This window comes from Streptomyces phaeochromogenes (assembly GCF_001418655.1).
In the GTDB taxonomy this organism is placed as follows: Bacteria; Actinomycetota; Actinomycetes; order Streptomycetales; family Streptomycetaceae; genus Streptomyces; species Streptomyces phaeochromogenes.
Window position 1 is genome coordinate 1 of the sequence record NZ_LIQZ01000085.1, and the last position, 21,776, is coordinate 21,776.

Consider the following 21,776-nt stretch of genomic DNA (forward strand, 5'->3'; position numbering starts at 1 on the left):
GTCGGGAAGCGAGCCTGGCCTCGTGCCGCTCATGCCACAACGGGCCTATCTCAGCGACAAGTTCAGCAATCACTCCGGACGTCAGGCCCGTGATCCGTCGATTGCTGATGATCACTGCACGAGTCGCGTTCCCCACCACTCGACCATGATCAACCATCAAGGGCCCGGCGTCTCACCGCTTACCGTGCACGAGCTCGTTAGGCAGGCAAGGATGCTGGCGCCCGAGTGAGCTGCACTGAGATTTGTGGAGTCCCTGATGCCAGGGTTACGGTCCCGGCAAAGGAGATCCACCAGCACCATGCCAGCACCCCGTAAATACCCCGATGAACTTCGTGAGGGTCCTCACCGCAATGTCCGGTCAGAACCCTCATCTTCGCCGGCAGCGTGCGCCTTACATCGTGCCGCGCGTCGTCAGACGTCGGCGTGGGGTCGGCTGTCCGGTCGAGGCTTGCGCTGACGCGAAGTTGCGGGCAGGACACGTTGTGTGCACCAGGCGCGGTGGGCGGCCAGAAGCTCTGCTCGCTGCCCTGGCGCGGCGTCTCGCAGCGTCATGCGAAGGGTTGTGAGGTCGCAGATGTGCCGCAGCAGGCACGCGAGCATGCCGGGGACCAGCTGCAGCAGCCGCATCAATACGAGAGCCAGCGGGAAGGTACCAACGAGCACCTGTTGGGGATCCATCGCACACTCCTGGTGTCGGTCACGGAACGATGCTTGACCGGCCGGTCGGCTTCAGGAGACCTCCACCTGGACGTTCATAGCTTCAGGTGAAGAGAAGTGAGGGTGTCCATTCATGAGGGGTGAGGTGGTTTGGACACGCATCCAGGGCCTGACAAGGACGCGCACTCAGAGTTGAAACGTCGCCTCAGGGCTGCTCTCTCTGAAAGGGGCTGGTCCCAGAAGGACCTACGCGACAGGCTTGAGCTTGACGGCGATGCCATCGGGGTCGGGACGATCAGTCAGGCTTTCAATCCTGATCACAAAGGGCTTCCGTCGGCCCGGACTCTAGCCAAGATCGTCACAGGTCTGAGGCTGCCCCAGCGGGAACGGTTTGCGTTGCAGCAGTTACGTGTGCGTGCGGATCGAGAACACGGACCGTGGTGGGGCAGCTTTCTGGCTGCTGCGCAAGAGGCTTCTGCCGGGCACCTATTGGACGCTGTGGGGGTCGGTGCGCCGAGGCTGTCAGATATCTACGTCCGCCAGCGGGTGATCGCCTACCCGGCAACCGCCGGGCTGGGTGGGAGCGTTGAGAGCGAGATCCTCGAGCAGGAGGACCCTTGCGTCGTGCTCGCAGAAGCCGGCGGGGGCAAGACGAGCCTGCTGCACGCCATATGGGCCAGGTCGACAGGGGCCTGGCTGGAGGAAGGCCCTCAGACGGTGGTGCCGATCCTCGTGACGGCGGCAAGTCTCACCGCCCCGCGGCCGTTGCCCGACCTGCTCGCTCATGCCGTGACCACCGGGCTGAGCCCGTATGGGCTGCTCGAAGAACTTCCCGTCTCAGCCTTCCGCACCGCGCCGCACCCCGGAACGCGTTGGCTGATCATGGTCGATGGTCTGGATGAAATCCTTGAGCCGAGAATGCGCTGCGATGTCCTGCTGCGATGTGTCGCCTTCGGTAACCGGCAACCAGCCGACAGTCCCTATCGCTTCGTGTTTGCCACCAGGCCCTTGCCTGCGGAGGAGATGGAGCTGCTAGGCCCGGGGACGCGCCGGTACCAGCTGCAGCCTTTCCAGCTCAGTGAGATACCGGTGGTGGCGGAAAAATGGTTCAGTGTTCTCGATCCCGGCAATGCCGAGCGCACGGCATCGGCGTTCGTCAGTGAATTGCAGCGTCGCCGACTTTTCCCGCTGGCCGCCAATCCGTTGATGGCAGGGCTGCTGTGTCAGCTCTACGGGGCGCATCCGGGGGGCGGGCTGCCCGGTCACCGCAGTGATATTTATCGGGACTTCGTCGCGTACCTCTACCGCCGTCAGGCGCGGGGCGACGGTGTGGGCGACGGCGCGCTCCTTCCGCAGACGCAGGCGTCGCTGTCTCGGTACGGACCGGAGGTCGTCAAGGCGGCCATGTCCACGCTGGTCCGTCTGCCTCATCTGACAGCCTACGTCGCGGCCGAGCGACAGGCCGGGAGTACCGCCTCTCCACTCGCCATCCTCCTGTCCCGGCCCGAGGCCGCCTCTCCCGTGTGGGCTCTAGATGGCTTGCGTCAGGTCTGGGAGACCTTCCTGGTGGAAGGGCTGCGCCGCAGCGGCCTGTTCACCATCCAGTCTGGTGAACTCAGTTTCGCGCATCATACGTTGCAGGAATATTTGGCCGCCCGCTACATCGCAAGTGACCCATCGGCCAGCAAGCGTGCGTTAAAGAATCTCTTTCAAAAACAGATGAAGCGGCCCCGTTTCTATCTTCCAAAGATCTGGGAGCCTCCTTACGAAGAGGACGACGACTCCTTTTCAGGCTTCCTCATCGACGCCTGGACAAACTCCAGCAGTAAGCACGCAGTCGAATCCGCACTGCTGCGCGTCGCCACCCGCGGCGGCGACGATTGGATCGTGAGTCAGGCGATGATGGGAACGCGGCTACCGAAAGATGTGGTCGCCGTCGTGGCAGACATATTTATCGCCCTGCCGAGCGAACTCAGCGATGGCTACTGGGAAGTCGCCTGCGCAGGCCAGGTGGCCAAGCTGGGGGACAGCCGCGGCTTCGAGACTCTTGCCCGTCTGGTCAGAGAGCAGTCGCTCGACGAAGAGGACCGCTTCAAAGCCGCCTGGGAACTCGCCTACCTATGCGATCAGCGAGGCACCGCCAGCCTCAAGGCAATGGTCGACAACACCGCGATCGCGTCCGAACTTCGGATCCGCGCAGCATGCGCCCTGCTGGAGTTCGCCGACCCCTATGGTGCCCAGGCTCTGGCCGCCCTGGCCGGTGAGGACCGCGGCCCCACGCCCTGGACACCCAAGGCCGAGCCGATCCCGCATTCCGAATGGGAACAGTTCGAACAGATGCGCCGCATAACCAATACCCTTCACCGGTACGCGAGCCAGCTACGTTCGGACGAGGAAACCCAGCTCATGGTGGCTGCAGCCCTGTCACGGCGGAACGAAGCAGGCGACCGGGACACCTTCAGCAACCTGGCCTGCGACCCCACCCTCAGCACCAAAATCAGGATCATGATGGCTGCCGTGCTGGCCCGGCTCGGGGACTACCGGGGGCGGGACACGCTGGAGGCGCTGGGCGGCGACGAATCCGTCGCGGGCTTTGAGCGGATCGATGCCGCGGACGTGTTGGCGGATTGCGCCGATCCCCGCTATCAGCCGATTCTCGAGCAGATCGTGATCAGTTCCCTAACGAATCATCCCCCGTCGACAGGCGACGAGGGATTCCAAGCAGCCCACCTGCTCATCTACCGCGGCGGCGAAGAGGGGCGAAGCACGCTTCACCAACTGGCCGTAAACCCTGCCCTTCACGCCGGGATACGCCTCAAGGCCTCGATGGTGCTCGCGGAAAGCCACGACTGGCGGGGGCTCCAGGCACTGGAGATCCTCTCCCATGACCCGCTCGCCCAGCCCGAGGTGCGTGCCTGGGCAGAGCGCCACCTTCGAGACACGAAGCGTCCGCAAGGTCGGTGATCTGATACAGCGTGCACACTCCTGCCTGACTCGAATCGGACTGGCTGGCTGGCTGGCGTCGCGAACGCAAGCGCCTCAGCGAGGTCCTCGATGCCGTCACTCTTCGAGTCCGCCAAGCAGGTGCACGTACTCAAGCGGTATCCGATTCGTAGGAGGTGGAGCGCAGACCTGGTGGTCGCCACCAGCGCCGGCGCCGTTCAGGCGCCCCGGTCTGGCGTGTCGACGGAACCGGCTGCACGCCAGCCTCCACGTACAAGGGGGTGGCCACGATCATCCGGTGCCGCAGCCGCTCCGGTGGGAAGTTGCACAGCACGCGGGCATGCCCGCGTAGATAGCCAGGAGTCCGGTAGAAGTGCGAGATCATGGAGAAGGCTGACCTGGCCGCGAATTCTTGATCGCGCAAATTGGCGGAGGCCAATGCTTCGAGGGGCGTCGTGTCCCCATCTGCCTCTCGTCGGACGAGTTCGGCTGCCATGTGATGCAGCCAGTCCGAGCCGGAGCCCATCCTGGTCGGAGGATGATCGCGATGATCTCTCACGTGCTGCTTTGAGCCGCACAGCAGAAGTTCGATGTTAGGGCAGAACTCTCCGTCGCGGTGCGGGCAGTGACGTTCCTCCAGCGATGCGTAGGCAAACACGCCGCGGTCGTCATATCCGACATCACTGACTGCTGCGCCGTAGCGGAACGGGCTCCGGAACTCAAGCCAGGCGTCGCGTCCCAGGTGCGCGCAGGCCGCGGGCTCCCAGGTGCGCGCCCAGCACTCTTTGTTGAGATGGTCCAGGACGGACTCCAGTCGTTCGGCAGGCGTTGGCTCCGCCGCCACGCCTTCCCCCAAGGCGACGCGAGCGCTGGCGCCCAGCACGCTGGCTTCGGCGTCAACGGCTCGATCGGTCAGTCCTTTTCGTGGCGGCTCGTAGAAGTCATCGAGCTTCGCGATGGACAGATATTGCAGCTCTCGCATATCCCCGCCTACCCGGTTTGCCCTACGGTCGGCCACGCGCAGGCCTTCACCAGGGTGGCACGGGACGGCCGACGTTGACGAGGAGACTGCCAGGGGCCCCGGCGCGCATCCACCCGATCAACGGAATCCGGGGCCCTGGAGGTTGCCGCAACTGCCGTGTCACTGGCCAGGGTTAAGCTGAAAGGCTTAGAACTCCTAACAAAGTTGCCCTGGAATGTGGGTAGTTGCGGGGTTGTTGACTGGTGCATGAGGAAGGGTCAGCAGCCGCCGTGGATCGTGCCGGAGGAGCTGTGGGTGCGGATCGAGCCGTTGCTGCCGGTCGTGCCACGCCGACCGGATCACCCGGGCCGCAAGCGTCTGGACGACCGGAAGGTCATGTCCGGCATCCTGTTCGTGCTGTACACCGGCATTCCGTGGGAGTTCCTGCCCCAGGAACTGGGCTTCGGCTCGGGGATGACCTGCTGGCGACGCCTGCGCGACTGGAACGACGCGGGAGTCTGGCAGCGTCTGCACGAGTCGCTGCTGGCCGAGTTGCACGCCGCCGGCGCGCTGGACTGGTCCAGGGCGGTGATCGACGGCTCCCATGTCCGGGCCCTGAAGGGCGGCCCAAAACCGGACCGAGCCCGGTCGACCGTGCCCGGACAGGCTCGAAGCACCATCTGATCACCGAAGCGCACGGCATTCCGCTGGCGGTGTCACTGACCGGCGGAAACCGCAATGACGTCACCCAGCTCATGCCCTTGATCGAGGCCGTCCCGCCGGTGCGGGGCCGACGCGGACGGCCCCGCCGACGGCCGGACACCATTTACGCCGACCGCGGATACGACCACGACAAGTACCGCAAGCAGGTCCGGGATGCCGGAATCACCCCGGTCATCGCACGGCGCGGCACCGAACACGGATCGGGGCTGGGCGTGCACCGCTGGGTGGTCGAGCAGAGCTTCGCGCTGCTGCACTGGTTCCGCCGGTTACGCATCCGCTGGGAGATCCGCGACGACATCCACGAAGCCTTCCTCAGCCTGGCCTGCGGCATCATCTGCTGGCGACGACTGAAGAACCTGCGGATTGCCTTCGGGTGGTCTGGGGTGCTGGTCAGTCTGGTCTCGGTGAGGCAGCCGTCGATGAGTTCGGGATGGCGTTGGATGCGGGCGAGTCCCGGCGGAGGGTGCGGGTGAGGTGGTCGGGATCGGTGAATGCGGTGTTGGCCATCGGCCCGCGCCGTAACAGGGACCAGATGCCTTCCACGGGATTCAAGTCCGGGCTGTAAGAGGGAAGTTGGATGATGGTGAGCCATTCGTGGTCGGCCGCGTACTTCCTCATTCCGGCGGCACGATGGGTGTTCAAGATGCCCCTATGTTGCGTCAAGCAGGAGGAGACGAGGCAGCGAGGGCTGGCGTCCTCTGGATCTGACCGTAGATCTCGCGGGCGACGTAGCGTTTAAGACAGCGGATGATCTCGCGTTTGGACATGCCCTGTTTCGTGCGTCGTTCGAGGTAGAGATGGGTGCGGGCGGGCCGGCTTGTTGCCTCGTGGCAGCAACGACTCAAGCCGGGCCCACTGGCCATTCGTCAGATCCCCACGTCCCACAAGACATGATCAGAACGATCAAGATCCACTTTCGCAACATGCCCTAGCGCTGTGCGCGGGGCGGCTGGGCTCTCGCCCCCCCCGAAGACATGAGCGCCTCTGCGTAGCCCGGCATTCTGCCTTGCGAAGCCGCATGAGGGACGCGGGCGTCCGTCCGGTAGGGCATGAACCTCGGATCGACGCACGTTGCCGTGCAACGATGGCGGAGGGCGCAGGCATCCAGCCCCAGACGGCCGCGATCTTGGCGGAGGTTCTGACCGCCACACTGGCCCGCAGGATCACACCCGGCGATCTCGGATTCTGTGACCAGGCACACCAGCCAAGGCCTCAACCCGTCGGCTGACCGAGCACGGTGCCCGACGTGCTGTCCATGCTGGAACACCCTGCCGACCGGCGCGTCGAGGCACCAGCTGACCCCTGCGGACGGCGGCCTCACCACAGCAGTTCTGTCATGGATGACCGTCCGCCCTGACGGCGTTCAAGTCGGCAGACCCAGCCACCAGCGCATCGGCATGCGCGACATCCGGGCATTCAGTTAGCACAGAAGCCGCCCGCTGGGGATATCCGAATTGAGCCGTGTCCCGGTTTCCGGGCGCCGTCGTAGGGGAGTTGCCGGGCGGTGCTCGCCCCGGTGTCTGCCGGTACCCGCGGCTGAATCGCGAGCCGCAGGAGGACTGGTGGTGAAAGTGGGTCAGCGGAAGCACTGCGGTCCGTGTTGGCGACGTGCATAAAGACGGCTTGCTTTGTGCGCTGTTCAGGTCCGCTTAATGCCAGGTGGTGATGCGACAATCAGCCGTATCGCAGATTGGGGGACGCATGGCGACGCCGAGCAGGGGAAGTCCCGCGATACAGCGACTGCGGCTTCGGACGCGGTTGCGGCAATTGCGGACGGCCGCCCATCTGACGCAGCGGCAGGTTGCGGAGCGCATGGAGTGGTCCCCGAGCAAGCTGCTGCGTATAGAAGCGGGTGAGGTCGGAATTTCCGTCAACGACCTGCGCCCTCTGCTGGCTCTCTTCGGGGTAGGAGAAGATGCCACCGTGGAGGAGCTGCTGAACCTGGCTCGGGGGAGCCGGAAGATGCCCTTCACCGAGTACCGGGACATCTACGACAAAGATTTTCTCGGCTTTCTCGCGATGGAGTCCGCGGCTTTCGTGACCCGCAGCTTCCAGCCCCTGGTGATGCCCGGGCTGCTCCAGACGGAGGAGTACGCGATGGCGATCATCCGCGCCTACACTCCGGCGCGTTTCTCCGAACAACAGCGGCAGCGCATGCTTGAGGCGCGCATGCTGCGCCAGGAAGCGCTCGAACGGGACGAGGCGGAGGCGTACTTCATCCTGGACGAGTCGGTGATCCGCCGGCAGGTGGGCGGTCCGGGGGTCATGAAGGGGCAGCTGCGCAGACTCGCCGAGCTGGCGGCCCATCCTCGCCGCGACATCATGATCTTTCCGTTCAGCCGTGGCGCGCATTCCGCATCGCAGGGTCCCTTCACCCTCTTCGAGTTCGAGGAAGAGGAGATGCCGCCGTTCGTGTATCTGGAGAACCTTCGGGGCACGGCCACCGTGAGCACGGAGACGGAGAGATTCGTTGCCTATCTGGAGCTGTTCTGGGGTCTGGAGGAGAGGGCGATCAAGGGTGAGCAGATCCCGCGGGTCCTGCTGCAGATAGCCGAACACCTGGAGACGCAGCCTCACGACTTCCACATCGATCCGCCGAACGGGGACTGAGCGGCGGCGCTGCCGATTCAGGGATGCGATCAACTCGCCCGGCTTTTGCTGCGCACGGCAGGAAGCGGCTGGGCAGCGTCCCTCATGGCTGGCTGCCGGCGGGGGCGCATAGAGGCATGGTGGGGCGCACGGAGTCACTTGCCGCAGACATGGCTGTGGCTCCGCATAGGCGAAGCCACAGCGGGGCGAGCCCGCTGCAACGGGATGCGCCCCGTGCTGATCGCCCGGGCCACCGGACACCAGCGTATGGAGAACGGTTGCGCATCCAGGCCGAGTTCGCAATCGCTGCTGGTAAAGCGGCGCAGAACTGCCCGGATCCAATCGCTCTTACCAAGGTGTGCTCGCCGGGGCGTCCGGATAAACCATCAATCTGCTAGGTAGCGTCTGGCCGGATCGCAATCCGTGTGGCGTCGATCTGATGTGTGGAGATCTCAACCACTGGGCGCTACAGGGGACTTCGACGGTGAGGGGCTAATGAGTGATCACGTTAAGCCGAGGGAATCGCCATCTCAGGAGGGGCTGTTCGTCTGCAAGCGAGCGGCGCCAAGCACCGTTTCAAGCCCCGGGCCATCTGGAGTACACCATGTCGGAAGACGTCGAACGCGCTGCGGCGGAAGAACCGAAGGGGAGCATCCCCGTTCTGCCGCGCGCTAATGCTGTGGCCGCCGTGATCGTGGCGGTTGCCTCACTTGCTGCGGCCATCTTCACGCTGATTCTGGTTCCCGACGACGCCGGTAAGGCGGCCGCCGGAGCCATCGCCACCGCAGGGCTCGCCCTGGCCGGTCGACTGGGGACACCCGGTCGCTGAACGCAGTGCGCCGCGCCCGTATCTGCTGGTCCAGCAGGTAGGGCGCGGCGTCTTGCGGAGGTGTCTCAGGCGGAGGTCATCCGCTTCTGGGGGTGCGGTCCGCGGCGTCGGTTGAGGCAGTGAAGCGGCTCCATGCGGCGGCGCCGAAGGCGAGGCGACCCGCGGCGTTGTCTTTGGAGTCGCGCACCATGACGCCGAGCGGAGTACGCGCGACCTCCACGCACTGATTGCCTGCGGCGTCGCTGAACGACGACCTCCGCCACGACCACGAGCCGTTCATTACGCGCCCATCCCTTGGGACCCGCAGCGAGGCGGGCATTCACTTATGCCTATGAAGGGTGAAATGTCATCCTTTGAGGCGTAGTTTACACGGAAGCCAGGCCGCGCTGGCACGCGGCTACGGCAGCCGAGCCGCGTGCAGCTCCGGTGGCTGGAACGCGCCTCGCAGGCGCGCCACTGTAGCGGGAGGTGCAGGGCCCTCGCCGGGTCCTTGATGGAAACGGCGCCGATTGGGCTGTGTGCCGAAAGTGGATCCTGAGCGATTGGTGATCTGGATTCATGGGGCGGGGTGATCTCACGGACGAGCGGTGGGCGGCGCTGGAGCCGTTGTTACCCGAAGGGCGCGAGGCGGGGCGCCAGCCCGTCTGGCCTCGGCGGCAGTTGAGCAACGGCATACGTGTCTCGCTCCATTCGGTGAACCGGCGGAAGGCGGTCACTCCCGACGGTCCGAAGCCGGGCGGCAGTTGGTTCCAGGTGTAGCCCGGGGTGGCGACGAAGATGATTGCGGCCAGCACCTCGCGGTCCCCTCGGCGGCGATGTCCTCCGCCCTGCGGGCGTTCCGGAAGGGCTCTCGAAACGGGTCTCGGATATCGCGGCCGCCCACCGCGACTGCCTGCCCGCCGCCACACCAGCACTCGAACCCGAAGCGGCAAGGTTGCCACCCTGGTCGGCAGAAGTGTCCGAGGGGGCTGATACTCCTGCCCGGCGGCACGCCAAGCAGTTGTTCGAGACAGTCCACGGATACACCGGCACGGCCCGCAGCATCAGCGCGATCGCTCGCGACCTGGGCCTGAACCGACGGACCGTGGCCAAGTACGCACGCGCGGCCACTTGGCAGGAATGCGTACGCCGCATCCCGCCCCGGCGGCCGACGAGCCTTGATGCGTTCCTTGAGTATTTCCGGCAGCGCTGGGACGAAGGCGAGCACACCGCGAAGGTGCTGCACCAGGAGATCGTCGCCAAGGGCTACCGTGGCCACTACCAGCGGGTCAAGATGGCCATCGCGCCGCTGCGTCGCGGACTGCCGATCGACACGCCGCGCGAGCGACCGCCCTCGCCCCGTCAGGTCGCCCGCTGGAGCACCACCGCCCCCTCCCGGCGCGGCCTGTTCGCCGCAGAAGCACTCGGCCGGCTCCTTGAACACTGCCCGGAGCTCGACCGAACCCACAACCTGGTACGGCAGTTCGCCGCCATGCTCGACACCCGCGACGCCACCTCGCTCCCGGACTGGCTCAACAACCTCGCAGCCTCCGGCCTCCCGGCGCTGACCGGCCTCGCCAACGCGATCCGCGAGGATCAGCCCGCGGTCGTGCAGGGGATCACCACCGCCTTGAACTCAGGCGTGAACGAAGGCAAGATCACAGACCTAAAACTCCAGAAGAGGATCATGGCGGGCCGAGCCGTAGTTCCGCTGCTTCACCAGCGCGTCATTCTCATGGCCCACCTCCGCCGCCGCTACCCGTGACGGAGCGTCACCGGCGCACGATGGCACACCCCCACTTCACGAAAATCTTGTCAGGGCCACTCAGATCAGTACGGGGACAACGCGTTCTGACCTGCTCTCTTCCTGCTAATTGATCAACACGGGCCGCCCCTGGGCGGCGATCGGAGGTGAGGTGAGTCTTGATCGTGTCCGTCCGCGAGAAGACGGAGACGGTTCGAGATGCGAGGTGAGACGCGCGCATGGCATCGAATGAGGACGAGGACCGCCGCCGGGCGGAGAAGGCCCGGCAGGTCGGCCCGTTCCGCTATGCCCTGATCCAGGACCTGCTCGACCCGGCCCTGACGACCCGCGAACGCGGCCGTCTGGCGCGCCTGTGGCGTGCCACGATCGCGGGCGTCCCGGCACAGAAGGCTCGAAGTTCTTGCTCTGCACCGACGCGCACCCCGGCTGCGGTGTATCCGATGGGCTCGGACTGTTTCAGGACCCTGACCACAGGCGTAGCCATCAAAGGGTCATGCCCCATATCCGCCAGCACCATTTGGTGGGACACCATCGGAGGCACCCCGACACCCCGGAGGGACAACGATGCGATGACAGCCGACCCGCGCCCATTCACCCTGGCCGCCGAGGGCACAGGACCGTCGGAACTCGACTACCAGGGCCCGCAGGGCTGGGCCACGGTGGTTCACCACGCCCACCAGAGATCCTTCACCCTGATCGGAGCCGGCAACACCCAACTGGTCAGGGACCGTGAGCACGAGGAGTGGCGCACGGTGGAGCCGCGCACCTGGGAGTACAGGGTGGGCCTGTCGGGGCCGCAGCGGCTGCGTATCGAGGAGGCCGAGCGGTGGTCGATCTCCGTCACCCCGCTGGAGCGTGACGAGGTCGAGGACGGCGGGGTCTTCTCCCGCAGGGGGATCGGGGAGCAGCGAGTCGAGATCGTCAAGCCCGGCCGGGAGGGCGCGGCGATACTCGAGTTCACCAAGATCGCCGGCGAGCCCTCCACGCGTCCGGCTCTCTTCCTGCTCACGGAGTACGGTCGCGAGCTGGAGTATCTGAGCCGCGAGGACATCGGCCGCACCGACCGCGCCAGATTCCTGATCGATGCCGATGTCCACCTTCGTGTCTGGAGCCCCAGTTTGTCGACAGGTCAGGTCATGGTCGTCCAGGCCGACAACTGTGAATGGCGGCTGAGGGTGCTGCCGCTGTCCGCGGCCCGTCCCGTGGAGACCACCACGACCGGCACTGGTGCGGACGTCCTTGTCCACAGAGGGCCGCCGGGCGCGGTCACTCTGCGGCAGGAGAAGCACTGGGCATTCGTCCGCATGAGGGGCTTCGACATGGAGCCCGGCGATTCCGGCATCGTCCATTCGGCCTTTCATGTCAGGCCGTCCGAAAGCGACCTCATCGGGGTCGGTCCCGAGCCGACGCTGATTCAGATCACGGGCGACGGCGGCTGGGAACTGCGCATCACCCCCCTCGGTGAACTGCGCACCTTCGACAGGGAGATCCGCGGCACGGTCGGAGAGGTGGTCCGCTACACAGGGCCCCCCGCCACCGCACAGGTCAGTACCGCGTCGTGGCACGAGTGGGGCGGCACGGCCAGCGTCGGCGTTCGCACCGCCGAATTTACCCGGAAGGACTGGGTCTTCGTCGACGGCGGCCCGCTGGCCCGTTTCAGAAACAAGAGGCTGGAGTTGCTCCCCGGAATGCTGTTGACGGTCACGGCGCCCAAACACGGATCCGGCTGGCGGATCCGTGCCCAGGAACACCACCGAGGCCAACGCCAAGCGCAACGTCAGGCCTGGCGCAGGGAAAGGCGACGATGACACCGAGGGCTGCTCTGCCGGGGCAACTCCCTGTCATCGCTGGGAGAAGCCCCGGCGTGAACTCTTGAAGCCACCATCTCCCCACATTCGAGCTGCCCGGCCGGCATCCCCGGCCGACCGGCTCTGTCCGTCGCTCGAACTCCACCGGGATTCGATCACGGATCGGTGGGAGTGGGACAACCCGCTGTCACCTCCGGGCCGGCGCCACCTTCCCGGTGCCGTCTCCGGGGCGCCCTGGTCTCTGTCGAGCCTGATCCGGTCCTGCCCCGCCAGATCATGCGTAACGCTCTGGGCGGGGCTGCGATTGCCGAGTGCCGTCCGGCGTCGCAGGGCCGGTTCGAGAGAAATTCCTGCCGCCCGCCGACTCACCCGAGTTGGTGGCTGCTGGTCACGGAGCCCCGGCTCCGGTTGCTCCTGAGCCTGTTCGGCCTTCGGGCCCGGCCCGGGCGGCGTCACCTGCGGGTCACTTCCGGTAGCGGGCTACGGGTGGGTAAAAGTCGCCGTAGCCGCTCAGCCACCGTTCGTGCAGGGCGCGGAGTCTGCCCGAGGAGTGCAGGCGGGCGAGGACGCCGTTGACGAAGCGGACGAGTTCCGGTGAGCCCGTCGCGACGGCGATGCCGTGCGGCTCGTAGGTGAACCGGGGGCCGGTGATGCGGGTGGCGGGGTCCTGGGCGCGCAGCCCGGCCAGGACGTTGTCCGTGGTCGATACGGCGGCCACGTCGCCCAGTTGGAGGAGTACCAGGCAGTCGGTCCAGTCGGCGACGGTCACCGGCCGCACCTTGGGACGGGCCCGGCGCAGCGCGGTCAGCGAGGTGGTTCCCGCGGCCGTGCACACTCTCTGTCCGGCGAGGTCGGCCAGACTCTTCACACGGGAGGTGTCGGGGACCAGGACGCGCTGACCGGAATCGAGGTAGTCGCTGCTGAACAGCACCCGCTCCATGCGCTCGCAGGTGATGGTCATCGAGTGGGCGACCAGGTCGACTTCGCCGCGCTCCAGGACCTCGATGCGCCGTCGGGACGGCACGGTCCTGAACTGCACCCGGTCCGACCGTCCGAACAGGGCCCTGGAGATCTCCCGCACCAGGTCGATGTCGAGTCCGTCCAACTGACTCGTGGTGGGGTCGCGGTAGCCGAAGAGGAACGTGTTCTGGTCCACGCCCACGATCAGTCGTCCGCGTGCGACGATCCGTTCCATCGCCGTACCGCTCGGCATCCGTCCGCCCGGCTCCGGCATCCGGGCCGGCGGCTTCAGCGACCGCAGTGGGTCACACTCCTCGGCCTTGGCCCGCGTGACCACGGAGGCGGTGCCGGCGGGCTTGTCCGCCCTAACGGGTGAGTGGTGGGCCGAGGGGCGTACGTCCGCGGAAGACGCCGTCAGAGCCAGGGCGACCAGCGGCGCCATGGCCACAGGCAGCACACGAAGACGTAACGGGACCCGTCCGGGCATCCCTTGTCCGGGTGTGTGCCTCAAGCGCCCGCCGTCTCCCACGCAGTGCCCCCTGCTGTCGTGGTGGCGCGGGCCCCGCCCGCAGACTCGTTCCAGGGTGAGGTGTGAAGGGGCTTCTTCGCCACCGTTCTTGCCCGTCAACTCGAAGACCTCGTCATCACGAGCACGAAGGGAGCGCTTTCCAACCCCAATCTGAGCAGGTCAGATGCAGTGTGATCCAGCACCGCGCGGGTTGAAAGAGGCTCACTGGGTGGGCGCCTCGGCGAGCGAGAGGCTGTTCCCGTCGGGGTCCAGCACGACGACGTGGCGTACGCCGTTGCTGTGGGTCTCGACCGGTTCATGGTCGATCCCATGTGCGGCGAGTCGCGCCAGGATGTCGTCGAGGTCGTGCACGCCGAGCGTGATCATGGCTCCGCCTACTCGCTCAGCGCGCGCGTCCCGATCGTCAACGACGACCCACGCGTTCTCACCGACCCGCCACAGGTACTCCTCGCCGATGATCTCGTCCGCTGGGCGGTCGAAGAACACCTCGAACCACTCCAGTGCCTTGCTCCGGTCACTCACGCACATGACGCTGTACAGGTCCACTCGGATCGCTCCTCATAGTCGTTTCGAAAGTTGGACCACTCCCGTGACCGAAACTCACCGGAGGAGGTAGCCCGGTTCTCCACAAGGAAGGTGAAGCCAGGCACCGTTGGCGCTATTGAGCCCTTGCCAACCACGCATGTCGGCTGGGCAGTTGGCCTGACAGACGGATGAAGTGTCAACGGCCTTCGTTCTCCCCGTAGGCGGCCAGGAGTTCGCCCCGCAGTCAGCGATCTGCGGCTACCAGTTCTCCCTGCTCCTTGAGAAGTTTTCAACCTGATTTCGCAGGTCACGGGGCTGGTGTGGGGCGGGAGTGATGTACTCATGCCGGTCGGGGGCTTGATCGTCTCGGGGAGATCGTCCGTCACCTGTGGACCTCGGTGTTCGCCAGGACGAGGAGGGCCCGCAGGAGGGTGGTCGCGTGCCGGGTGTTCATGCGGACCTTGGTGAGGATGCGCCAGGATTTCAGGTTCGCGAAGCCGTGCTCGACGGCGGCGCGTTCGCGGCCGAGCACCGGCGTTGTCGATACCCGCCGGGTGCGCCGAACTCCTGCGCACCAAGCGGGAGGTGATCGTCCGATGGCTCGGGTTCCATGATTCTCCCTGCTGCTTCTCAACGGCTCCCCTGATGCTTCGTCGCGGTCTCCTGGCTTATTACCGACTGGCCGGTTGCCAGCGGCGCCGAAAGAGCAACACGCCACCTGATCGCCGACCGCTTCGACATCACCGGCTCCAGGTGGAGCGTCGAGGGCGCCCAAGCCGTCCTCCAACTCCGCACCGTGATCGACAACGAGGACCTCGAGAAGTGCTGGCGGTTCCATGCCACACGAACGGGAACGGCTCTATCCCGGCGCTGAACAGGGAAATTACGTTCTAGGGGGCTTGATCGCCGACGTCACTCAAAACGAGCCGCACCCAACGGCGACTTCCCCCCAGTACTGGACCCTCCACACCCACAGAGCAGGGTCATTGCATGATCGGGAACTGTCTGGGTTCGTCAGGTGAGGCCGAGGGCTCGTAGGGGCCGGTGGTAGTCGCGGCCGGTGTGGCGGAGGGCGGCTGCGATGTTGGTCTGGCCGACCTGGCGGAAGAGGCTGATGGCGAGGTTGCGCAGGGAGGCCATGGCGCGGGGCAGGGTGCCGGTGCGGACCTTGGAGTCGTCCTCGCCGAAGGTGCGGTCCCGGACATGGTGCAGAAGGTTCTCGATGCCCCAATGGCCTCTGATCCAGGTGGCGAGTTCGGTGGAGGTGGCGTCGAAGACGCTCACGCTGGTGATCAGGTGGACGCGCTCGATGGTCAGCCTTCCGGTGCTCAAGTCGCGTCGCCACCGTACGCCTTGGATCGCCTGGCGGGCGCCGGGGTAGTCGAGGTGGCTGAACGCGGCAGCCTTGAGCCGGCGGATCTCGTCGCGGTGGTGGGCGTGGTCGCGTGTGCGGTGCCCGAGCGGGATGTCCCGCCAGGGCAGCTCCCTCACCTGGGCATACAAGCCCGGATGGTTCTTCTTCACCACAGCCAAGTAGTGAGCGCCGCAGCCGGTCAGATGGGCCCCGTGACCATGCTGGGTGTGCAGCGCATCGGTGGTCACTACCGCGTTGCGCAGATCCAGGCCGCTCAGAAGGGGCACGAAGGAGGGGATCTCGTTGCTCTTGGAAGCGACCTGCCGCTGGGCCAGGACCACGCCGTGGTGGTCCATCGCCGCCAGCAGCTGGATCGCCGCGGCCGTTGCCGTTCGCGATCCGCGGACCACCTTGCCGTCGACCGCGATCACTCGTCGCACCGGCCCTCTCTCCGCCTCCGGCTCGACCGGGTGCGGTGTTCTGGCCTGCAGATACGCGCTGATCGCCGCGTCCAGCGCGTCACCGTCCACACGCTGCAGCAGGCGGCGCACAGTTGCGGCGTGCGGCACCGGCCACAGACCGGTAGGAGTTGACATATTGCCCGCGCGGCCCTGTCAGCAGCCCTTCGGCAACCAGCTGGCGCACCGCGGCCGCGGCTTCCTTCGTGCCGATATCGAACGCCCGGGTGATCTCGAAGCGGGTCATGAACCGATCGCCGGGGTCGTAGCTCCGGTGAATCGCGGTCCGCATCATCCGGTAGGCGCGTTCAGCCGGGGTCGTGGTGCCGACGCTGTAGAGCCGGTAGCCCGCGTGGAGGGTGGCCATCCCGTCCGCGGCCAGCTGCTTGAGGGCGGAGCGGACCACGGGCGCAGGCAGCCGGAGATCCCCCGCAATCTCGGCCAGGGCGGGCAGATGGGTGCCCAGCTCGGTGCACGAGAGCCGCACCCACCGGCGTACCGACTGCACGTCTTCGTCACTCGCCACCACGCTGTCCGTCATCGTCATGCCTGCGTCTCCCTGTCCCCGGTGCTCCGATACGGAATCCAGACTGATGGGCCGCACAAGGCGAGTGCCACGAATTGCGTGAACCGGGCCCGGACAGGCCTGATACATGCGGGTCCGTCAGCGGCCTTGATGACCCGGCTGATCCCGTACGGAACCTCCTCCGCCACCACGAGCAGCGGTTCCAGGATCCCCATGTACACCGGGTCTGTGTCGGGCGGGCTGTGCTCGGTCATCAAGCAGCCCGCCGCCTCCTCCTTGGTCTTGAGGTAGGCCGCTCGCTTGTCTTCGGCAATCTCGAGAACAATCTCTATCGCGGTGTCCACGCCGTCGCGCAGTTCTGCCCACCGCTTCGCCATGTCGTCCCGTTCGTCAAGAAGGCTGCGCTCGCGGGCAGGTAGGACGCCGGCGGCCAGCACCGACAACGCCTCGCGCAACCGGCCAAGCGCCGGTTCCTGGCACAGCTCTTTCACGGCGGAGGCTGTGAGCGGCGGTTCCGCTTTGGCCACGCGTTCCAGCACGGTGATGCCCAGGACGGCAGTCGAGGCCGCGTACCGCCAGGCGGTCAGCGCCGTATGCCGCTCGTAGTCGGACGCGCCGCTCGTGATCTCGTGGACGGCTTCCTCGTAACCGTCGCCGGGACAGGACGCGGGCCCCGGCCCGGGCTGGCTTCCCCACCGGTCCGGTCGCGCGTCTTCCGGCGCCACGGAAGCGGTACTGGCGTCGTCGGAGCACCGGCCCACCGCACCGTTCCATGGGGGACGCCATGCTCCAGACACGGGAACTCCTCGACAGCGCCGCTACCTCAAGCCCCCTCAACCACGAAGTCCTCGCCCGGGCCGTGGACGTGCTCGGCGACTGCGAGGAGGCCACCACCGCATGCGCGGCGGGCATGCTCGCCGAGAAGGACGCCGACGAACTGCGCGCCGCGATCAGCCAGGACCTGGACTGCGCCGACGTCACGATGGCAACCCGTCGGGTGCTCACCCGCGGCAGCAGCCACGACGCCGCGCTCCTGACCGCGCAGGTCGAGGCGTGTCTGATCGCCTACCGTCGCAGCCACGACACGTGCTCACAGCACGCTGACCACCACGAGCACTGTCACATCTGCGCAGATGCGACCGAACGTGCCGCCGACGCGTGCAGGGAGATACTCGCCGCCGTACGGTCGTGACTCCTGGCCGGCCCGCACGGGGTGTTCCATCGCGTACGCCGCCCACTCCATGAGTCGTTCGGCACTCGCGGCCAGTTCCCGTCAACTGGCATGGTTCTTCTCATGTGTTGGGGCCGTTTCACGGCAGTCCCGCCCCGGGCATCGTTGACGTGCCGGACCGTCCGGCGCGGCGGAAGTGACGAGGTGGCACAGATGGCTGACGTGAGCCCGGAACCGATCGCGACCTTCTGCGGGGAGTGCGACTGCGGTTGTCCCCAGCTCTTCCTGGACCCTGGTGCGCCCGAGGACAAGCGGGTGCGCATCACCGACGACTTCGGGCAGCAGGTGCAGATGAGCGCGGAGCAGTTCGCAGACCTCGTCGCCCAGGCCAAGGCCGGCGCCCTGGACCGGCTGACCGTCGCAGCGGGCTGAGGCCGGTACGACGCCCGTGAACGACGACACCCTGACACTCGGCGTCCTCCTCTTCGAGGACGCCGAGGAACTCGACGTCGCCGGTCCCTGGGAGGTTCTGGGGTTCTGGGCCGCCCACATCGCGTCGCGTCCGGTCCGGCTCCTGACCGTCGGGCCCCGGACGGGTGTGGTGCGGTGTGCCAAGGGACTCGGCCTCGTCGCGGACCATGACCTGGCCACGGCGCCGCCGCTCGATCTGATGGTCCATCCCGGAGGGGACGGCACCCGCGCCCTGGCGAAGGACCAGTCGCACCTGTCCCGGCTGCGGGAACTGCACCGGCAGGAAACCATCCTGGCGAGCGTGTGCACAGGATCGCTGGTCCTCGCGGCGGCCGGACTGCTGGCGGGCCGAGCGGCCACCACCCACCGGGGCTACCTCGACAAGCTCGCGAAAATCGACGGCTCGATCGATGTGCGCGCCGGGGAACGGTATGTCGACGACGGCGACATCGTCACCTCCGCCGGTGTGTCGGCCGGGATCGACATGGCACTGCACCTGGTCTGCCGACTCGACGGGATCGAGGCGAGCGAGCAGACCCGGCAGGGAATCCAGTACGAAGCGCCCGGAACCCGCTGAGCCCGAGCCACCCGGCGGGTGTTGGCGTGTCACCGGTCGGCGGGCTCGGCCTCCCGATCGGCAGCGAGTGGCTGGGCCGCGTACGTGACGCGGACGACGCCGTCGGCATGCCGCTCCGTAGCACCCCGTACGCCGAAGACATCGTGCAGGAGGTCCGGTGTGAGGACCTCCAGTACGGGTCCTGCCGCGACCACCGCGCCCTCGTGGAGCACGACGAGGTGGTCGCAGAGCCGGGCGGCGAGGTCGAGGTCGTGCAGGACCGCCAGAGTGGTGATCCCGGTGCTGCGGATCAGGTCCAGGAGCTCGAACCGTGCGCGGATGTCGAGGTGGTTGGTTACTTCGTCCAGGACCAGGAGCTGCGGCCGCTGGGCGAGGGCGCGGGCCAGCAGGACGCGTTGGCGTTCGCCGCCGGACAGGGTGGCGTAGTCCCGGTCCACGAAGGGTGCGACGCCGCAGCGGTCGACTGCCTCCGCCACGGCCCGGTGGTCCTCGGCGCCGTCGCGGCCCATCAGCCCGTGGTGGGGCGTACGTCCCAGGGCGACGATCTCGGTCACGGTCAAGCCGGTAGTTGTGCCGGCGTCCTGGAGGACGGCAGCGGTGCGGCGGGCTGCGGTGCGCGGGGACAGCTCCCACACGTCGTCGTCGCCCACCCGGACCACGCCGCCTGCCGGACGCAGCGAGCGGTAGACCGTGCGGAGCAGGGTGGACTTGCCGCTGCCGTTGGGGCCCACGAGCCCGACGATGTCGCCCTTGGCGGCCTCCAGGTTCACCTCGCGGAGGATCGGCCTGCGGTCCAGGGTGACGTGGAGCTGGTCGACGGTCAGTTTCATACGGTGTCCGGCCCTCGTCGCGGCTTCGGCGGCTTCATACGGTGTCCAGACCCTTGTTGCGGCGTAGCAGCCACAGGAAGAAGGGGGCGCCGAGCAGGGCGGTGAGGATGCCCAGTGGCAGTTCGTTGGGGCGGTTGACGGTTCGGGAGAGCAGGTCGACGAGGACGAGGTAGATGGCACCCAGGAGCGCGGTCAGGGGCAGCAGTCTGCGGTGGTCGGCGCCGGTGGTGAGGCGGACCAGGTGGGGAATCATCAGGCCGACGAAGCCGACACCGCCGGCGACGGCGATGACGGTGCCGGTGAGCAGCGCGCTGATGACCAGCAGGACGGCGCGCAGCCGGTTGACGTCCACGCCGAGCGCGGTGGCGGACTCGTCGCCGGCCAGCAGGGCGTTGAGCCGCCGCCCGAACAGGGTCAGCACGACGGTGCTCGCCAGGACGACGACGGTGACGGTGGGCAGTTGGTCCCACTGGGCGCCGGCGACGCTGCCGAGCATCCAGAACATGACGGTCCGCAGTTCGGTGGGCGTCGCCATCAGCTGAACGAAGCTGGTCATGGACAGCAGGACGTAGCCGACCGCGACTCCGGCCAGCACCAGCCGGGTCGGGGCCAGCCGGCCCCGTCGCTGGCCCAGGGCGAAGACCAGGGCCCCGGCCGCGAGGGCACCGACGAACGCGGCGCCGGACACGCCGAGACCTGCCAGGCCGCCGAGCGCGGCGCCACCGAGTGTGATGACGAGCACGGCGCCCAGCGAGGCGCCGTAGGAGAAGCCGAGGACGATCGGGTCGGCGAGCGGGTTGGAGACCAGGGTCTGGAGTACCGCCCCCGCGACGGCCAGTCCTGCGCCGACCAGTGCGGCCAGGGCGACGCGGGGCGCCCTGAAGGTCCACACGATCTGGTCCAGCGCCGGATCTTTGGTCGCTCCCCGGCCGGTGAGGTGGTGGAGGAGGATTCCCCACACGTCGGCCACCGGGATGTTGACCGCGCCGATACTCACCGCCACCACCATGACGGCGACCAGGACAACCAGCAGGCCGACGACTGCGAGCGGCACCCGCAGGCGGCCGGAGACCTGGTTCAGAACTTGTCGGGGTGCAGCATCTTGGCGATCTTCTCGACGGCCAGGTCGTTGCTCGGGCCGAGGTACATCGAGTCCGACACGGCCACGTACTTGTCGTTCTTCGCGGCCGGCCACTGGGGGAACTCCTTCAGCAGTTTCTTGGCGTAGGCCGCCGGGTTCGGGTCGTTGTAGCCGATGACGACCAGCGCGTCGACGTCGGTGGCGGCCACCTTCTCCTTGCTCAGGTCGGCGAAGGAGGTCTTGGAGGCGTTCTCGAAGGCGTTGCTGCCGCCGGCCTTGGCGAGGATGTCGTTGTAGATGCCCTTGGCGACGACCGAGCTGAAGTCGTTGCCTCCCATGGTCATGTTGGAGAACAGGACCATGACCTTCGGCTGCTTCTCGCCCTTCACCTTGGCGGAGACGCCGGCGATGTTCTTCTCCGACGTGGTGATCAGCTTCTCGGCGCGGTCGCTGACGTTGAAGACCTTGCCCATGTCGCGCAGCAGCGTGTAGCTGTCGGCGATGGTCATCTTTGAGGTGTCCTGGTCGCAGCCCTGCGGGGAGACGTAGGTGCCCGCGCCGACCCCCTTGAGCTGCTCGCGGGTGGCGAAGCCGTTCTTCTCGTCGAAGCCGTAGGAGGTCGTGGACAGCACCAGGTCGGGGCGCAGCCCGATCATCGCCTCGCGCGGGATGTCGTAGGCGTCGTTGAGCTTGACGTCGCCGTTGGGCAGGGCCTTGATGGCCTTGGCGCGGCCCGCCACCTCGGACATCCCGTAGCTTTGCTGGTTGGCGACGATGCGGTCGCCGAGGCCGAGGGCGAGCAGCGTGGAGACCTCCGCGACCGAAGCTCCGTTCATGGTGACCACGCGACTGGGCGCCTTGGTGAACTTCTCCGGCACTCCGCAGTTGTCGAGGGTGACCGGGTAGCCGGACTTCGCGGCAGCCGCGGCCGCGTTGTCGCCTGTGTCGTCGGCCTTGTCGGTCGAGGAGTCGGCGCATGCCGCGGTGACCAGACAGAGGGCGCCGGCCAGGGCTATGGCAACCGGCCGTTTCTTCGACAT

Annotated in this window: 21 protein-coding genes and 4 pseudogenes; 10 read left to right on the forward strand and 15 right to left on the reverse strand. The window is 67.0% G+C overall.

Annotated elements, in window-relative coordinates; all coding sequences use genetic code 11:
- Positions 1–229 (forward strand): hypothetical protein (locus AOK17_RS51590; protein ID WP_206190735.1); only part of this gene is annotated, 229 nt, incomplete at its 5' end.
- A gap of 182 nt (positions 230–411) precedes the next feature.
- On the opposite strand, the gene AOK17_RS11990 is transcribed toward AOK17_RS51590, so the two are convergent.
- Entirely contained in the window at positions 412–678 is a 267-nt protein-coding gene (locus AOK17_RS11990) for a hypothetical protein (RefSeq protein ID WP_055612391.1), read from the reverse strand.
- Between the two features lie 171 nt (positions 679–849).
- Between AOK17_RS11990 and AOK17_RS11995 the strand changes: the two genes are divergently transcribed.
- Positions 850–3,621 carry an NACHT domain-containing protein gene (locus tag AOK17_RS11995; protein WP_157881310.1) on the forward strand — a complete coding sequence of 924 codons (2,772 nt, stop codon included), beginning with the start codon at positions 850–852 and terminating at the stop codon, positions 3,619–3,621.
- 130 nt (positions 3,622–3,751) lie between these two features.
- Here the strand turns inward: AOK17_RS11995 and AOK17_RS48305 are convergent, their stop codons facing one another.
- Positions 3,752–4,582, reverse strand: a complete 831-nt coding sequence (locus AOK17_RS48305; RefSeq protein ID WP_079052956.1) for an SAVMC3_10250 family protein — start codon at positions 4,580–4,582, stop codon at positions 3,752–3,754.
- Positions 4,583–4,828: 246 nt separating this feature from the next.
- Here AOK17_RS48305 and AOK17_RS48310 point away from each other — a divergent pair.
- A pseudogene (locus AOK17_RS48310) lies at positions 4,829–5,637 on the forward strand (IS5 family transposase); the annotation flags it as partial.
- Positions 5,638–5,654: 17 nt separating this feature from the next.
- On the opposite strand, the pseudogene AOK17_RS48315 reads toward AOK17_RS48310, so the two are convergent.
- Positions 5,655–5,926, reverse strand: a pseudogene (locus AOK17_RS48315) (transposase); the annotation flags it as partial.
- 17 nt (positions 5,927–5,943) lie between these two features.
- Positions 5,944–6,090 (reverse strand): annotated as a pseudogene (locus AOK17_RS53925) (IS110 family transposase); the annotation flags it as partial.
- A gap of 895 nt (positions 6,091–6,985) precedes the next feature.
- On the opposite strand from AOK17_RS53925, the gene AOK17_RS12015 reads away from it, so the two are divergent.
- Both AOK17_RS12015 and AOK17_RS50685 read left to right on the forward strand, forming a co-directional pair.
- On the forward strand, positions 6,986–7,894 hold the full coding sequence (locus AOK17_RS12015) for a helix-turn-helix domain-containing protein (RefSeq protein WP_055612394.1): 909 nt from the start codon (positions 6,986–6,988) through the stop codon (positions 7,892–7,894).
- A gap of 583 nt (positions 7,895–8,477) precedes the next feature.
- Positions 8,478–8,702 carry a hypothetical protein gene (locus AOK17_RS50685; RefSeq protein ID WP_157881311.1) on the forward strand — a complete coding sequence of 75 codons (225 nt, stop codon included), beginning with the start codon at positions 8,478–8,480 and terminating at the stop codon, positions 8,700–8,702.
- A 76-nt stretch (positions 8,703–8,778) separates the two neighbouring features.
- On the opposite strand, the gene AOK17_RS12020 is transcribed toward AOK17_RS50685, so the two are convergent.
- Positions 8,779–9,021, reverse strand: coding sequence for a DUF397 domain-containing protein (locus AOK17_RS12020; RefSeq protein ID WP_342671501.1), 243 nt, complete (start codon positions 9,019–9,021; stop codon positions 8,779–8,781).
- 355 nt (positions 9,022–9,376) lie between these two features.
- A pseudogene (locus AOK17_RS48330) lies at positions 9,377–9,544 on the reverse strand (transposase); the annotation flags it as partial.
- A 158-nt stretch (positions 9,545–9,702) separates the two neighbouring features.
- Here AOK17_RS48330 and AOK17_RS49945 point away from each other — a divergent pair.
- Together AOK17_RS49945 and AOK17_RS12030 are read left to right on the forward strand one after the other, a co-directional pair.
- Entirely contained in the window at positions 9,703–10,446 is a 744-nt protein-coding gene (locus AOK17_RS49945; RefSeq protein ID WP_245697101.1) for a transposase, read from the forward strand.
- A 218-nt stretch (positions 10,447–10,664) separates the two neighbouring features.
- Entirely contained in the window at positions 10,665–12,254 is a 1,590-nt protein-coding gene (locus AOK17_RS12030; protein WP_055612397.1) for a hypothetical protein, read from the forward strand.
- A 463-nt stretch (positions 12,255–12,717) separates the two neighbouring features.
- Here the strand turns inward: AOK17_RS12030 and AOK17_RS12035 are convergent, their stop codons facing one another.
- From AOK17_RS12035 to AOK17_RS12055, 6 genes are all read right to left on the reverse strand, one after another.
- A complete protein-coding gene (locus tag AOK17_RS12035) occupies positions 12,718–13,671 on the reverse strand; it encodes a glutamate ABC transporter substrate-binding protein (RefSeq protein WP_245697102.1) in 954 nt (317 codons plus the stop codon).
- A 273-nt stretch (positions 13,672–13,944) separates the two neighbouring features.
- A complete protein-coding gene (locus tag AOK17_RS12040; protein ID WP_206190736.1) occupies positions 13,945–14,265 on the reverse strand; it encodes a VOC family protein in 321 nt (106 codons plus the stop codon).
- Positions 14,266–14,650: 385 nt separating this feature from the next.
- A complete protein-coding gene (locus AOK17_RS50690) occupies positions 14,651–14,800 on the reverse strand; it encodes a hypothetical protein (RefSeq protein ID WP_157881312.1) in 150 nt (49 codons plus the stop codon).
- A 482-nt stretch (positions 14,801–15,282) separates the two neighbouring features.
- Positions 15,283–16,173 carry an ISAs1 family transposase gene (locus tag AOK17_RS12045; RefSeq protein WP_245697103.1) on the reverse strand — a complete coding sequence of 297 codons (891 nt, stop codon included), beginning with the start codon at positions 16,171–16,173 and terminating at the stop codon, positions 15,283–15,285.
- Entirely contained in the window at positions 16,142–16,627 is a 486-nt protein-coding gene (locus tag AOK17_RS12050; RefSeq protein ID WP_055612398.1) for a GntR family transcriptional regulator, read from the reverse strand. Before AOK17_RS12050 ends, AOK17_RS12045 begins: the two co-directional genes overlap by 32 nt.
- Entirely contained in the window at positions 16,624–17,331 is a 708-nt protein-coding gene (locus tag AOK17_RS12055; RefSeq protein WP_157881313.1) for a hypothetical protein, read from the reverse strand. The genes AOK17_RS12050 and AOK17_RS12055 overlap by 4 nt, the downstream gene beginning before the upstream one ends.
- Before the next feature lie 59 nt (positions 17,332–17,390).
- Here AOK17_RS12055 and AOK17_RS12060 point away from each other — a divergent pair, with 59 nt between their 5' ends.
- From AOK17_RS12060 to AOK17_RS12070, 3 genes are all read left to right on the forward strand, one after another.
- The gene (locus AOK17_RS12060; protein WP_055612435.1) at positions 17,391–17,798 is read left to right on the forward strand and encodes a four-helix bundle copper-binding protein; all 408 of its coding nucleotides are present in this window, start codon (positions 17,391–17,393) and stop codon (positions 17,796–17,798) included.
- Positions 17,799–17,990: 192 nt separating this feature from the next.
- Positions 17,991–18,209 (forward strand): hypothetical protein, encoded by a 219-nt coding sequence (locus AOK17_RS12065; protein ID WP_055612400.1) that lies wholly within the window; start codon positions 17,991–17,993, stop codon positions 18,207–18,209.
- Between the two features lie 16 nt (positions 18,210–18,225).
- Positions 18,226–18,825 (forward strand): DJ-1/PfpI family protein, encoded by a 600-nt coding sequence (locus tag AOK17_RS12070; protein ID WP_055612401.1) that lies wholly within the window; start codon positions 18,226–18,228, stop codon positions 18,823–18,825.
- A gap of 29 nt (positions 18,826–18,854) precedes the next feature.
- Here the strand turns inward: AOK17_RS12070 and AOK17_RS12075 are convergent, their stop codons facing one another.
- The 3 genes from AOK17_RS12075 to AOK17_RS12085 all read right to left on the reverse strand — a co-directional run bounded on the left by AOK17_RS12075 (position 18,855) and on the right by AOK17_RS12085 (position 21,776).
- A complete protein-coding gene (locus AOK17_RS12075; RefSeq protein WP_055612402.1) occupies positions 18,855–19,655 on the reverse strand; it encodes an ABC transporter ATP-binding protein in 801 nt (266 codons plus the stop codon).
- A gap of 34 nt (positions 19,656–19,689) precedes the next feature.
- Positions 19,690–20,664 (reverse strand): FecCD family ABC transporter permease, encoded by a 975-nt coding sequence (locus tag AOK17_RS12080; protein ID WP_055612436.1) that lies wholly within the window; start codon positions 20,662–20,664, stop codon positions 19,690–19,692.
- Positions 20,665–20,732: 68 nt separating this feature from the next.
- A complete protein-coding gene (locus AOK17_RS12085; RefSeq protein ID WP_055612403.1) occupies positions 20,733–21,776 on the reverse strand; it encodes an ABC transporter substrate-binding protein in 1,044 nt (347 codons plus the stop codon).

What these genes read in the sequence shown, in the direction of transcription:
- AOK17_RS11990 (WP_055612391.1), bottom strand. Translation starts at nt 678, where the DNA reads ATGGATCCCCAACAGGTGCTCGTTGGTACCTTCCCGCTGGCTCTCGTA.
- AOK17_RS48305 (WP_079052956.1), bottom strand. Translation starts at nt 4,582, where the DNA reads ATGCGAGAGCTGCAATATCTGTCCATCGCGAAGCTCGATGACTTCTAC.
- AOK17_RS12015 (WP_055612394.1), top strand. Translation starts at nt 6,986, where the DNA reads ATGGCGACGCCGAGCAGGGGAAGTCCCGCGATACAGCGACTGCGGCTT.
- AOK17_RS50685 (WP_157881311.1), top strand. Translation starts at nt 8,478, where the DNA reads ATGTCGGAAGACGTCGAACGCGCTGCGGCGGAAGAACCGAAGGGGAGC.
- AOK17_RS12020 (WP_342671501.1), bottom strand. Translation starts at nt 9,021, where the DNA reads ATGCCCGCCTCGCTGCGGGTCCCAAGGGATGGGCGCGTAATGAACGGC.
- AOK17_RS12030 (WP_055612397.1), top strand. Translation starts at nt 10,665, where the DNA reads ATGGCATCGAATGAGGACGAGGACCGCCGCCGGGCGGAGAAGGCCCGG.
- AOK17_RS12050 (WP_055612398.1), bottom strand. Translation starts at nt 16,627, where the DNA reads ATGACGATGACGGACAGCGTGGTGGCGAGTGACGAAGACGTGCAGTCG.
- AOK17_RS12060 (WP_055612435.1), top strand. Translation starts at nt 17,391, where the DNA reads ATGCTCCAGACACGGGAACTCCTCGACAGCGCCGCTACCTCAAGCCCC.
- AOK17_RS12065 (WP_055612400.1), top strand. Translation starts at nt 17,991, where the DNA reads ATGGCTGACGTGAGCCCGGAACCGATCGCGACCTTCTGCGGGGAGTGC.
- AOK17_RS12075 (WP_055612402.1), bottom strand. Translation starts at nt 19,655, where the DNA reads ATGAAACTGACCGTCGACCAGCTCCACGTCACCCTGGACCGCAGGCCG.
- AOK17_RS12080 (WP_055612436.1), bottom strand. Translation starts at nt 20,664, where the DNA reads ATGGTGGTGGCGGTGAGTATCGGCGCGGTCAACATCCCGGTGGCCGAC.
- AOK17_RS12085 (WP_055612403.1), bottom strand. Translation starts at nt 21,776, where the DNA reads ATGTCGAAGAAACGGCCGGTTGCCATAGCCCTGGCCGGCGCCCTCTGT.